A 12,476-nucleotide genomic window follows, 5' to 3' on the forward strand; every position below is an offset into this window, starting at 1 on the left:
GGCGAAATTGCTGAGGGATTTTGATTACACGCGCATAGCGATGGTGGTTTGAGGAAAATGGGTCTCCACCACCATCGTAAAAAGGCGGTGCCGGCCTCCGGCCGGCGGTTTGAAAACGCCGCCGAAGGCGGCTACACTTTCGTAATCGCGCCGCCAACGCTGATTTCAGCGGCGCTCCGCTTTATTTTTCGTCGTGTGTCATTGAAATCGTGTTTGTTTTGCAATTATCGTGAAACCACTCTACCGATATGCAGGTCGGTGTGGAGTGGTTTTGCGTTTTTCGGCCATTCCCCTCTACAAGATGATGAATGGGTGTGGAGTGGTTTTGCGTTTTTTGACAGTTCCACTCTACAAGATGATGAATGGGTGTGGAGTGGTTTTGCCCTTTTCGACGGTTCCCCTCCACAGGATCGCGAAAGGGTGTGGAGTGGTTTTGCACTTTTTGGCAATTCCCCTCTACAAGATGATGAATGGGTGTGGAGTGGTTTTGTGTTTTTCGGCCATTCCCCTCTACAGCATAAGGAGCCGGCCTTTGGCCGGCGGTTTGAAAACGCCGCCGAAGGCGGCTACACTTTCGTAATCGCGCCGCCAACAGCAGATCCGGCGGCGCTCCGCTTTCCAACCGCACCAATGGTATTTCCGGCGTCGCTGCGCTGATTTCGACGCCCGAAGAACGCATTCATTTACCGCAGTTCATTTCGCCCTCACCACTATGCTGCCAGATTTTCTACCCACGAACAGCGTTTTCACGCCGAAACGGAACAGCATGCCGCCGAAGATCACCCTCTGCGCACTAAAGGTGTAGTTCTATCGCGTATCGTGACCAAATAGCATGCTAAATCACAGCTCCCGCCAGGAACGCGGACGATAGGCTTGCCAGCGACGAGCCTCTTCAATTTGCTGCAGCATGTGGGCACGATCTCGGTTAAAGGTACCGCCGACGGGAACGGGATTGGACGCGTGATTGGAGCGGAAAATCGTCCCTTCGCTATCCACCTGTTCAATGAACCGCTTCATTTCATCTAAAATCTCCTCATCGCTGATAAGCGTGAATCGACCTTCTTTGACGTCGTCATAGAGCGGGGCGCCAGGGCTCAGATGCAAGCTTAAAAAGGAAACATATGCCGGTTTAGACAGGCTGATGGCCTTTGCACTTTCGTTAATATGCAGGTCACTTAATGCTTGTTCACCCAGTCCAAAAATGAGTGTTACCGAGGTATCGATGCCGTTGCGCTTTGCCTTCAAGACGGCCTCCACATAGTCTGCCTGCGTCTGCTTTTTATGAATGCGTTGCAGGATTTCATCGGAACCGCTTTCCAGACCCAGATAAATCATCGTCAAACCCAATGCGCGAAGCTGCTGCAATTCTTCATCACTTTTCGCCAGCACATCCCGAACCGTGGCATAGGCCGTTGCCCGCTCGAGGTAGGGAAAGTGCCGTTGTGCCGTTTCCAGAATCTCGACCAGACGCGGCGTGGGCATAACCAGGGCATCGCCATCCGCAAGGAAAATGCGGCGAAGCGCCGGCCAATGCGTTGCCACTTCCGCAATATCCGCCAAAATATCCTCCTGGGAACGCATGAAAAAGGAATCCTTTTTATACATGGAGCAAAAGCGGCAGGTATTCTGTGCACATCCCACCGTACATTGCAAAATGAACGAAGATGCCTCCGAGGGAGGCCGATAAACATCACCGATATATTGCATTGCATCTCCTTTCCTGCGTCAGATGGGCATCGCCTACCCAGATGGGCATCGCCTACCCAGACGGGCATCTCCTACCCAGACGGGCATCGCCTACCCAGACGGGCATCGACAAACAGCCGTCGCTGAACAGTCACCGCACAACGGTTTCACGTAACACGCAGCGGATATCACCAACATTAACGCCGGCAAAACGAGCATCACACAGCGGTTTCACGTAACACGCGCCGATGTGTCCACGCCATCAATGCGAGCAAAATAAGCACATAAAGCGGCAAAAGCGAAACGGAAAGGCTCCGGGCAAGAACGCCGAAAAGGGGCGGCAAAAAGCAGGAGCCGACATAGGCGCATGCCATCTGCATGCCGATCATCGCTTGTGAATGAGCTTCACCAAAATGTGCCGGCGTGGAATGGATAATGCCGGGATAAATCGGTGCGCAGCCCAATCCCATCAGCACCAGGCCGATAAGAGCGAGCATCGTGGGCAACGATTCCGCATGATTTGCCCAAAGCATACCACAAAACAGGCTCATTCCTAGAAAGGTAAGGCCGAGACCGATGGTCAGAAGACCACCGCGAATAAGAGCATCGTCATCAAAGCGCAGCGAAAGAAAGCCGGAAACGGCTCTTCCGCCGGTAATGCCAAGATAAAACAGGCCGGCAAAACCGGCAGCCATTTCCGGATCCACGTCGATGGCCAGAGAAAGGAAACTGCTCGCCCAGAGACCAACCGTCGCTTCCAGCGCGCTGTAGGAAAAGAAACAGAGTAGTATCGCTTTAGCGCCGGGAAGGGAAAGAATCGTGGAAAGCCCTGTTGTCGAAGCGGGCTTTTTCTCCAATTTTCCCTCCGATGTTTTCTCCGATTTTTCCTCTGATTTCGCCGCCGGGAGCTGCGTGTCCGCCTGTTTCCACAATGGCAACGTGAAGAACAAAACGGCGCTCAAAACAACCTGGATCACGCCAACACTGCGATAGCCGTTTGCCCATCCCCATCCATGGGTTAGGCAAAGCCCCATCAGGTACGGCCCAAGCGATGCCCCGACGCCCCACATACAATGCAGCCAATTCATGTGCCGACTTTCGTAATGCAAAGCAACATAATTATTTAAGGCGGCATCAACGCTCCCTGCGCCTAATCCGTAGGGAATGGCCCAAAAACAGAGTTGTATAAAAGAGGACGAAAGAGAAAAGCCGAGCAGCGCGATTGCCGTGAGGGACACACTAAACGCAGTAATGCGACCGGTTCCGAAACGGCGATTTAATCGGTCGCTGAGCAAGCTCGACACAATTGTTCCGGCGGAAATGATCATGGCGATTATGCCGGCATAGGAAATTGGAACGCCAAGGCTCGGATAAAGACTCGGCCATGCAGCGCCAAGCAGGGCATCCGGAAGGCCGAGGCTGATAAAAGCGAAATAGATGATAACCAGAAGAAGTTGCAGCAAGAAAACTCCTTTCGGGGTGATGTCCTTCCATTACACATTAGCCGGCAAACGACCACCTTGTAAAAAGCGCCCCATGAACAATCGCCCGATGAATACGGTCGGGCAGACGATCATCCTGCGAATGATCACCCGGAAGAGTTAGCCGATTATGAACACCATGAGGACAGTCACCATGCCAATTGTCGACCGCGTACTATAATCCGGCAGATCGCGCGACTTCCTTTAAGGCATTGGCTGAGGCAAGCAGTTTTTCCTGCTCTTCATCATTCAAAACCAGGGGCACATGAACCCCTGCGCCCTCTTCTCCAACGATGACCGGCATGCTCAAACAAATGCCGTCAACACCGTATTCGCCGTGCATCATCGTAGACACCGGCAAGATGGAGTGTTCGTTCATGACGATGGCCTTACAAATGCGAACGACCGACATCGCAATGCCGTAATAGGTCGCGTGTTTTTTAGCGATGATTTCATAGGCGCTGTTGCGTACCTCATCAGCAATACGCTCCATGGCCTCCTGGTGATTAAAATGGCCGCGCATCTCGCAAAAATCGTTCAGGGGAATGCCGGAAACATTGGTACTGCTCCACGCAACCATCTCGCTGTCCCCGTGCTCACCAATAATAAAGGAATGTACGCTTCGGCTGTCCACATCAAGATGTTCACCAAGTGCCGTCTTTAAGCGCGCCGTATCCAGCACGGTACCGGATCCGATCACTCGCTGTTCGGGAAGGCCGCTCAGCTCCAACGCCGCTAACGTCAGAATGTCGACGGGATTGGATACCACCAGCAAAATACCGCCATAGTTGCGTTTCTTAAACTCGGGCAGAATGCTTTGAAAAATGCGGATATTCTTGTTCACCAGATCCAAACGCGTCTCTCCCGGCTTCTGCGCAGCGCCTGCCGTCACCACGACAATGGCCGCGTCCATGATATCCGCATAATCGGCAGCGTACACCTTCACCTGCCCGACAAAGGGAACGCCGTGAGAAATGTCCAGGGCCTCGCCTTCCGCCTTTTCCCGGTTCACATCCACTAACGCGATTTCCGAAAACAATCCGCTTTGCATCAACGCAAATGCGGACGATGAACCGACAAAGCCGCAGCCGACAACAGCGACTTTTCGATTATCCACTCTATTTGTCATTCGTTCCTCCTAATATGCCTTTGATATCCCTGTATCGCTTCCGCCAACACGCAGGCATCGCATCGCATTTAAAACGGCCAAAATCATAACGCCAACGTCCGCAAAAATGGCAAGATACATGCCGGCAAGTCCGAACGCTCCCAGTAATAAACAGACGAACTTGACCGTCAAGGCCAAAATAATGTTCTGCTTTACAATACCCAAACAATGTCTCGAAATACGCATCGCCTGCGCAATTTTCAAGGGGTCGTCATCCATCAAGACGACGTCCGCCGCTTCGATGGCGGCGTCGGAGCCCATCGCGCCCATGGCGATGCCGATGTCGGCCAGCGCCAGCACCGGTGCGTCGTTAATCCCGTCACCGACAAAGGCCAGCTGCTCACTCTTATGCTTTCTCTGCAGGAGGCGCTCCACATTTTCTACCTTGCCGTCCGGAAGAAGCTCGCTGACCACCTCGTCAATACCGAGTTTCTGCGCAATTTCCTGCGCCACTTTATCACTGTCGCCCGTGAGCATGACCGTGTGATGAATTCCTACGGTTTTCAGCTCCTGAATGGCTTTCGAAGCGGTGGGCTTCAGTCGGTCAGAAATGACGATATGACCGGCATACTCGCCGTCCAGTGCCATGTGGATAATCGTGCCCGTCATGTGGCAATCTTGATACGCCACGCCCAGATACTCCATCAGTTTATCGTTGCCGGCGGCCACTTCGATGCCGTCGACCCGTGCCAAAACGCCCTTTCCGCTGAGTTCCTGAATATTGGTCACACGATCCGTATCAATTTTCTTGCCGTAGGCGCGCAACAAACTCTTGCTGATGGGATGCGAAGAAGCGCTTTCCGCGAGCGCCGCCAGTTCGATGAGCCGATCTTCTTCACAAATGGCATGGTGCAGCGCGTTGACTTCAAAAACGCCCTGCGTAAGCGTGCCTGTTTTATCCATCACGAGGATGCCGGTTTTTGACAGAAGCTCAAGGTAATTGGAGCCTTTAACGAGTATACCGGCGCGGCTCGCTCCACCTATGCCGGCAAAGAAGCTCAACGGAATGCTGATGACCAGCGCGCAGGGGCAGCTGATGACGAGAAAAGTTAACGCACGATACAGCCAAACCATCCATGCGGCAGGCAGTTGCAGGATGAATAGGCGCACCAACGGTGGCAGGATCGCAAGCGCCAGAGCGGCAGCGCAAACTGCCGGCGTATAGACGCGGGCAAAGCGCGAGATAAATTCCTCGGATTGCGCCTTGCGGGAGCTGGCATTCTCCACCAAATCGAGAATTTTCGATACGGTGGATTGTTCAAATTCCTTGGTCGTACGAATGGTCAGCACGCCGGTCATGCTGAGACATCCGCTGAGGACTTCCTCTCCTTCGTGCACGTCTCTCGGCAAACTTTCACCGGTCAGCGCTGCTGTGTTGAGGCTCGACGTGCCTTCCACAACCACACCGTCCAGAGGAATCTTTTCGCCCGGATGCACCATAATGTGACTTCCTACCGGCACATCATCCGGATCCACTTTGACCCACTCGCCGTTACGCTCAATGCGGGCATAGTCTGGACGAATGTCCATCAGGTCGCTGATGCTGCGGCGGCTTTTTCCCACCGCATAGCGCTGGAACCATTCGCCGATCTGGTAAAACAGCATGACGGCAATAGCTTCCAGGTAATCACCGTCTTCGATGATGGCAAGCGTCATGGCACCGATGGTCGCTACCGCCATCAGGAAATTTTCATCGAAGAGTCGTTTGTTGCGCACGCCAAGCAGAGCCTTTTGCAAGATGTCGTAACCGATAATGCCGTAATCCACCACGTAAAGTGCGAAGCGCAGGCCCCTTCCTGCTCCGGGAAACAAGGACGCATCGAGCGTTGCAAAGGCCTCGGCAGGAAGCAGTTCCAGCACAAAGAGCAAAGCCGCACTGGCGAGGATGCGTTTGAGCATGATGCGTTGTTTTTTCGGCATGTCGTCCGGCTTATTTTTCACCCGGATGAGCAGGGTGCAGGCCATGACGATGACGACCAAGAGCAAAATGCTCGTGATAATTTTTCCCATATTGTTTCCTTTCTATGGTGGATGGTGGATCTAAGGTGGATGTCGGGTCTAAGGGGAATGGCGGGCCTAAGGGGAATGGCGCTGTTTGACCCTGGCCAGTCGCAAAATCGTCCGTTAGCCAGGGATGTTTCCCTTTGTTGAACCCCTGGCTATCGGCTAAAAAGGCGATTTGCCAGGGGTGGTTGGTCTGTAAGGTACGCCGCCTCCGGCGGCGATTTCCATCCGCCGGCCGAAGGCCGGCTCCTGGTCAATACTCGATCGAGCAATCCGGTTCAATTTTTTTGCACGCCTTATACACTTCGTCCATTACATCCTGTGCGTCAGCGCCGTCGGCAAATTTTACTGTCAATTTTTGCATCATGAAATTGATGCTTGCTTTTTCCACGCCGGCTGTTTTGTTGGCTGCTTCTTCCATCAAGTTAGCGCAATTTGCGCAATCGACTTCAATCGCATACGTTTTTTTCATGTTTTTCTCCTTTTGTAATACCTTTTTGTGATGCGCCTCGCCGCTTTCCAAACCGGGAGAGTCTTTGCGTTCCTCTTCTCTGGAACGTAAGATTTCTAAGGGACCGTAGGATTTTCCTTGCTTTCCCAGCAAAGTCAGCCGACGCTTTTCTGAATATGTACGAGATGCACCGATTTCACTACGATTCTACGTTTAAGCACTTGTTTAATTGTCGTGCCTAAATTATAATATCGAGTAAGCGGAAAGTCAATAGTTTCCTGTGATGGCATGCAAGAAAGGTCGAGTTGTGTCCCTTTCTCCACGATTCGTGTTTTTGGGACACAACTTGAGGCTCTTAGTCCGAAAAGTGTGTCCCTATTTTCGCGTTTTGCGTTTTTCGGACACAAAAGGTGACTACCGTGCAGCGAAAGTGTGTCCCTATTTTCGCGTTTTGCGTTTTTCGGACACAAAAGGTGGCTACCGTGCAGCGAAGGCATGTCCCTATTTTCACGTTTTGCGTTTTTCGGACACAAAATCCACCATTGCTCCATGAAAATCGTGTCCCTATTTCGCACTTTACGTTTTTTCGGACACAAAAGGTATCATTTCACCACAAATGGGTCGAAAATAACCTCAGCAAACCAAATAAACCTTAGCACGCGTGCATAACGACAACAAGCCCCGCAGGACGAAAAAGAACCAAGCAAACAAAAATAGAAGAGAGGTCAATATGGAAAACAAAGCCATGCCCAAGCATCCGCCGGCGCCGCCGGAGCCGGATCGCATCAAGCGTCAGCTGCAGATTGTGAGCGATTTCCAAATTGTGTCGGATATATTTAAGCAATTGGGCGATACGACGCGCATCCGCATTTTCTGGCTTTTATGCCACCATGAAGAATGCGTACAGGATATTTCGGCGCTGCTCGAAATGTCCAGTCCCGCCATTTCACACCATTTGCGGCCTTTGCGTAACAGCAATCTGGTGGTCAGTCGCCGGGAAGGAAAAGAAGTGTACTATCGAGCAGCGGACAATGCCCAGAGTCAGCTTTTGCATCAGATGATTGAGCAGGTCATGGAGATTGCTTGCCCGAAATAAGAGTCAGCACAACCGGAACGACGAGGCCAACACAACCAAGCTGTACGACAAGCGGAATCGGCGAGTCAGCACAGCACAGCGCGGCCGTCCCCACAACCTCACGACGAAAACGGCAAGGTAACCCGGATGGTCGTGCCGGCAGAGGAACTTTCGACGACGCGAAGGGTTCCTTGATGCAATTTAACAATCTCGCCGGCAAGAGCGAGCCCTAAACCGACGCCTCCCTGCTGGCGGCTGCGAGACGAATCCAAACGATAAAACGGCTGAAAAATGGTCTCCCAATCCTCTTCGGGAATACCGAAGCCCGTATCCGTAAGGGTGACAACAACGCCCGATTCGAGTGCACAGTTGGTGAATCCCGAGACGTCATCCGATGTTGAAACCGCAACATTAAACGCGGCAGTACCGGCTGTGGCGCTGCCGTGCGCAGCAGGAACGCTGCAACCAGCCTCTCCGGGCGCGGCGGCGACGTCGCCTGCGATAGAAACCGAAAGCGAAACACTGCCGCCGGGACGATTGTATTTGATGGCATTTTCCGTAAGGTTGAAAAACAGGCGAGAAAGCAAACGGTCGCTGGCAAGAAGCGAAACATCGTCGCCACCGAAGGAAAGAGCGACCTGCTTCTGTTCGGCAAGCGGCGTCAGATCCGTAACAATTTCCTCCAGCATCGGCAAAAGCGAGACATGATCTGTGCGCGGAATGTGTTGAGCGCTGCTCATCTCCAGAAGAATTGTCACTGTTTCCGCCAAACGTTCCGTCTGCTCCCGAAGTGAAGCGATGAGCTGTGTCAACTCCTCATCCGTATCGGGATGTTCTTCGACAAAGGCATCCAAGCGCATTTGTAAAAGAGCAAGCGGCGTACGCAATTCATGCGCGGCATTGCCGGTAAACTGGCGCTGTGCGGCAAAAGAGGTGTGCAGGCGGTCAAGCATTTCGTTAAACGAATCCGCGATCGAACGAAATTCGGTAAGCGTATCCGTGCTGACGTGCATATCTTCGAGATTCGTCAGCTGAACCTTTTCAATCTGACGTGAAAAGTCTTCCAGCGGACGTAGCGCACGGCCACTAACAAAATAGGCAATAATGCCGCTGAGTAGTGTTACACCGGCTGTCACGTACCAATTGGTAAGGGTAAACCGCGCTTGTGCCTCATCAATGACAATCGTCAGGTTCTTCTCGCGACTCATTCCCTGCGGATCAAACGATGCCTGCGGCGTTTCTCCCGGCACCGGCGTCTCGCCTGAAGGCAGGTTCTGCGATAAGTCCGGCGACATGCCCGATGTCTCGCCTGATGGCCTGTCCGGCGACAAGTCCGGCGACAAACCCGGCACGACATGCGCCGAGCTGTCGGATGTAGCATCCTCCGAATCCAGGTGCAATTCTAACGCTTCAATGTTTTTTCCGATTTCTTCCATGCGACGAAGGCCTGAGCCTCCCAGTAAGACCATCATGGTCATGCAGCTGATGGCGATGAGTAACGAGGTCATCAGGGCAATGCGCCACTGTAAAGAACGACGAATCATGGTGTGGGTCCTTCCAAAAGGTAACCTTCTCCGATGCGGTTTCGCACCGGATCATAGCCCAGCGCTGCACGCAATTTCTTGCGCAAAGCGCTGATGTGTACACGAATCGCATTGCTGAAGCTGTCTACGCTGCCGTCCCAAACATGCTCCATCAGCTCTTCCTGGCTGATCGGACGACCGGGATGCAGGAGCAAATATTCCAAAATGCCGCTCTCCTTTTTGGTGAGGGCGATCACCTGTTCGCCGACCGTTGTTGTACGCGTACGCGTATCAAAAGTCAGTTCGCCAAAGCGAAGGCACACTTCCTGCTGAATAAAATCCCGACGCAAAAGGCTGCGCACCCGAGCTGCCAGCTCTTCCAGATGAAAGGGCTTGGAAAGATAATCGTTCGCCCCTGCATCCAGACCATTGACTTTATCCGCAATCTCACTGCGCGCCGAAAGAATAAGAACCGGCGTTTGCAAATCTTCCTTACGAATTGTGCGCAAAACCGTCATGCCGTCCACCTTGGGCAAATTCAAATCCAAAAGCACTAAATCATACGGTTCCAACGTTACGGCCTCCATGGCCGCTTCACCATCCGCACAAATATCCACGCTATAGCCCTGCCGGCGCAAACTTTTCGCAATGCTGTCGCTTAAAAAAGGCTCATCTTCCACAAGTAATAAACGCATACCTTCCTCCGTTTCGGATGCAGTATAGCATACGATCTCTTCTTAACACCATCTTTCGTGTTCTTCTTAACACCATCTTTATGTTTGTTCTGCTATTCTTCTTCTTGTCAACAAGAAAGGAGTCGCCATGAAGACAAAAAAACGAAGCATTACCCAGATTGCCCTGCTCGTCGCCGCTGTGGGCATGATCGTCGTGGGTGCTATGCGTGGTGAGGTAGAGACCGTCCTCGCCAAAGCCATCCGTCTGTGCATGGAGTGTGTGGGCATTGGCTGATCCGAAAAAAAGCAAATCCCGGTTACTTTCCCGCTTCCGCGGATGGGGGCAAGCAGGTGCGACGCTGCTGACCAATATCCATCTGCCGAATTTTTTCACCGGGTCGCTCTATCAGGGAAATGGAAAAATGGTCTGTGTGCCGGGGCTTAATTGTTATTCCTGCCCGGCAGCCTCCGGAGCCTGTCCCATCGGATCATTCCAAGCCGTAGTCGGATCTTCCAAATTCCGCTTTTCGTACTACATAACCGGCATTCTTATCCTCATCGGCGTATTGCTCGGTCGCTTCATCTGCGGCTTTTTATGTCCGTTCGGCTGGTTTCAGGAATTGCTGCATAAAATTCCGACAAAGAAGTTCTCGACCAAGCGGCTTCGCCCTCTGACCTACCTCAAATACATCATTCTGGTGGTCATGGTGTTTCTGTTGCCCCTGTTCTTGGTGAACGAGATCGGATTGGGAGATCCCTACTTCTGTAAGTACCTTTGTCCGCAGGGCGTGTTGGAAGGCGCTATTCCGCTTTCTTTGGTCAATAGCGGTATCCGCGCGGCGCTGGGGGCCCTGTTCACTTGGAAGTTGGGCATTTTGCTGACCATCGTCGTTCTAAGCATCCTGTTCTTTCGTCCCTTCTGCAAATGGCTGTGTCCGCTTGGTGCATTCTATGCCCTCTTTAACCGGATCTCCCTGTTGCAAATTCAGGTGGAAGAACACCGCTGCGTTTCCTGCGGAAAATGCGCGAAGGCCTGCAAAATGGACGTTGATGTGTTAAAAACACCGGCACATACGGAATGCATCCGCTGCGGCATGTGCATCAACGCCTGTCCCACCGGTGCCCTGCATTTCCGCTACGGGCTGGGATGCGGTAGAAAAAATGCGCCGGAAGCATTGGAACCGGAAAAACCGGTCGCCGAAAAGCCAATCGTTGTGGAAAAATAGAAGTTGGGCAAACCTTTAAAGGTAAAAACGTCAATCGCAGTGAACACGCGCCTTCAGCAAGCGCAATTGTCAATCGCAGTGAATATGCGCCTTCAGCAAGCGCAAACAATGTCGTGTAAAGCAGGCACGGCATGGCATACGAAGAATGGAAGAAAATATCCGTTAGGAAGAATACCAGTAAAGGAGAATCACATGAATACGAAAAAAGTATCTTTGCTTTTGTTGGCTGCCGGCCTGGCTTTCGGTCTGGCCGCTTGTGGGAGTAAAAAACCTGCAGAAGACAGCCAAATGCCGGAAAGCGGCATGAGCGTGCCGGCAGCGGAGGCCGGAAAAACGGATCCGACCGCGGAAAAAGACGGATCGGAGATCGATGCCAAATTAGCGGAATTACACGATCAGGAAAACGCCATTTTCAGCAAGGACCAAGAACTGTGGGATAAGCTCTTCCTGTCAGCCAACAAGAATTCCGGGATGATTTCCGACGGCACCAACTATGGTGATTTCCTGTTGCAGACCATTGAGAGTGCAAAAGACAAGTTCACGGAAGCGGAGCTGAAAACCTTGAAAGCGGGTGCCGAGGAAATTCGTGCCATTGAAGAAAAAATTCTTGCGCTGGAAAAAGAAGCGCCGAAGGATAACAAGGGCGGCGCCTCCGATAAGGGTGGTGCAAAGCAGGGTGCCACAACCCCCTTTCCCGACTTTACCGGTAAAGATCTGGATGGCAACAACGTCGATTCCGGCATCTTCCGCCAGCATGCCGTCACCGTCATCAATTTCTGGTTCAGCACCTGCAAGCCTTGCGTCGGTGAGCTGGGTGATTTAGAGGCCCTTCATCAGCAGTTGAAGGAAAAAGACGGCATTGTCGTCGGCGTCAACTCCTTCACGCTGGATGGTGACAAGGATGCCATTGCCGAAGCCAAATCCATCCTGCAAAAGAAAAACGCCACGTATCCGAACCTCACGTTTGCATCAGATAGTGAAGCCGGAAAATATGTGAAGAACATTATGGCCTTCCCTACCACCGTCGTTGTAGACCGTGACGGAAACATCGTCGGTGACCCGATTCTCGGTTCGGTAGCCGAAGGAAACGGCAAAAAGGCCTTAGAGGAGCGCATCGCCCAAGTTTTGGAAAGCGATCCGGATAAAGACGCAGCATACAAGGAGAACGCGAAAAATTAAATGCACTTC

General features: G+C 52.4%; 12 protein-coding genes. 5 read left to right on the plus strand and 7 right to left on the minus strand.

What is annotated here, in order from left to right; translation table 11 throughout:
* Positions 1-57 precede the first annotated feature (57 nt).
* Positions 58-657 carry a hypothetical protein gene (locus tag BN3910_RS05020; RefSeq protein WP_066924949.1) on the plus strand — a complete coding sequence of 200 codons (600 nt, stop codon included), beginning with the start codon at positions 58-60 and terminating at the stop codon, positions 655-657.
* Positions 658-840: 183 nt separating this feature from the next.
* On the opposite strand, the gene BN3910_RS05025 is transcribed toward BN3910_RS05020, so the two are convergent.
* The 5 genes from BN3910_RS05025 to BN3910_RS05045 all read right to left on the minus strand — a co-directional run bounded on the left by BN3910_RS05025 (position 841) and on the right by BN3910_RS05045 (position 6,811).
* On the minus strand, positions 841-1,707 hold the full coding sequence (locus BN3910_RS05025; protein WP_066924951.1) for a radical SAM protein: 867 nt from the start codon (positions 1,705-1,707) through the stop codon (positions 841-843).
* Between the two features lie 197 nt (positions 1,708-1,904).
* Positions 1,905-3,149 (minus strand): MFS transporter, encoded by a 1,245-nt coding sequence (locus BN3910_RS05030; RefSeq protein ID WP_066924953.1) that lies wholly within the window; start codon positions 3,147-3,149, stop codon positions 1,905-1,907.
* A gap of 193 nt (positions 3,150-3,342) precedes the next feature.
* Entirely contained in the window at positions 3,343-4,296 is a 954-nt protein-coding gene (locus BN3910_RS05035) for an L-lactate dehydrogenase (protein WP_066924955.1), read from the minus strand.
* A gap of 9 nt (positions 4,297-4,305) precedes the next feature.
* Positions 4,306-6,345, minus strand: coding sequence for a heavy metal translocating P-type ATPase (locus BN3910_RS05040; protein WP_231862185.1), 2,040 nt, complete (start codon positions 6,343-6,345; stop codon positions 4,306-4,308).
* A 247-nt stretch (positions 6,346-6,592) separates the two neighbouring features.
* Complete coding sequence (locus BN3910_RS05045) at positions 6,593-6,811, minus strand: cation transporter (RefSeq protein ID WP_066926231.1); 219 nt, start codon at positions 6,809-6,811, stop codon at positions 6,593-6,595.
* Between the two features lie 709 nt (positions 6,812-7,520).
* Between BN3910_RS05045 and BN3910_RS05055 the strand changes: the two genes are divergently transcribed.
* Positions 7,521-7,886 (plus strand): ArsR/SmtB family transcription factor, encoded by a 366-nt coding sequence (locus BN3910_RS05055; RefSeq protein ID WP_066924958.1) that lies wholly within the window; start codon positions 7,521-7,523, stop codon positions 7,884-7,886.
* Positions 7,887-7,984: 98 nt separating this feature from the next.
* Here the strand turns inward: BN3910_RS05055 and BN3910_RS05060 are convergent, their stop codons facing one another.
* Positions 7,985-9,409, minus strand: a complete 1,425-nt coding sequence (locus BN3910_RS05060) for a sensor histidine kinase (protein WP_066924960.1) — start codon at positions 9,407-9,409, stop codon at positions 7,985-7,987.
* Complete coding sequence (locus tag BN3910_RS05065; protein ID WP_066924963.1) at positions 9,406-10,083, minus strand: response regulator transcription factor; 678 nt, start codon at positions 10,081-10,083, stop codon at positions 9,406-9,408. Before BN3910_RS05065 ends, BN3910_RS05060 begins: the two co-directional genes overlap by 4 nt.
* 127 nt (positions 10,084-10,210) lie before the next feature.
* Between BN3910_RS05065 and BN3910_RS05070 the strand changes: the two genes are divergently transcribed.
* From BN3910_RS05070 to BN3910_RS05080, 3 genes are all read left to right on the plus strand, one after another.
* Positions 10,211-10,357 carry a CD1871A family CXXC motif-containing protein gene (locus BN3910_RS05070; protein WP_019190314.1) on the plus strand — a complete coding sequence of 49 codons (147 nt, stop codon included), beginning with the start codon at positions 10,211-10,213 and terminating at the stop codon, positions 10,355-10,357.
* Complete coding sequence (locus BN3910_RS05075; RefSeq protein ID WP_066924965.1) at positions 10,350-11,288, plus strand: 4Fe-4S binding protein; 939 nt, start codon at positions 10,350-10,352, stop codon at positions 11,286-11,288. Before BN3910_RS05070 ends, BN3910_RS05075 begins: the two co-directional genes overlap by 8 nt.
* 192 nt (positions 11,289-11,480) lie before the next feature.
* Complete coding sequence (locus BN3910_RS05080) at positions 11,481-12,467, plus strand: TlpA disulfide reductase family protein (RefSeq protein ID WP_075967994.1); 987 nt, start codon at positions 11,481-11,483, stop codon at positions 12,465-12,467.
* Positions 12,468-12,476 lie beyond the last annotated feature (9 nt).

This window comes from Murdochiella massiliensis (assembly GCF_900059565.1).
Classification (GTDB): Bacteria; Bacillota; Clostridia; order Tissierellales; family Peptoniphilaceae; genus Murdochiella; species Murdochiella massiliensis.

Coding starts and splice junctions, on each gene's coding strand:
- BN3910_RS05020 (WP_066924949.1), top strand. CDS start 58: ATGGGTCTCCACCACCATCGTAAAAAGGCGGTGCCGGCCTCCGGCCGG.
- BN3910_RS05025 (WP_066924951.1), bottom strand. CDS start 1,707: ATGCAATATATCGGTGATGTTTATCGGCCTCCCTCGGAGGCATCTTCG.
- BN3910_RS05035 (WP_066924955.1), bottom strand. CDS start 4,296: ATGACAAATAGAGTGGATAATCGAAAAGTCGCTGTTGTCGGCTGCGGC.
- BN3910_RS05040 (WP_231862185.1), bottom strand. CDS start 6,345: ATGGGAAAAATTATCACGAGCATTTTGCTCTTGGTCGTCATCGTCATG.
- BN3910_RS05045 (WP_066926231.1), bottom strand. CDS start 6,811: ATGAAAAAAACGTATGCGATTGAAGTCGATTGCGCAAATTGCGCTAAC.
- BN3910_RS05055 (WP_066924958.1), top strand. CDS start 7,521: ATGGAAAACAAAGCCATGCCCAAGCATCCGCCGGCGCCGCCGGAGCCG.
- BN3910_RS05060 (WP_066924960.1), bottom strand. CDS start 9,409: ATGATTCGTCGTTCTTTACAGTGGCGCATTGCCCTGATGACCTCGTTA.
- BN3910_RS05065 (WP_066924963.1), bottom strand. CDS start 10,083: ATGCGTTTATTACTTGTGGAAGATGAGCCTTTTTTAAGCGACAGCATT.
- BN3910_RS05070 (WP_019190314.1), top strand. CDS start 10,211: ATGAAGACAAAAAAACGAAGCATTACCCAGATTGCCCTGCTCGTCGCC.
- BN3910_RS05080 (WP_075967994.1), top strand. CDS start 11,481: ATGAATACGAAAAAAGTATCTTTGCTTTTGTTGGCTGCCGGCCTGGCT.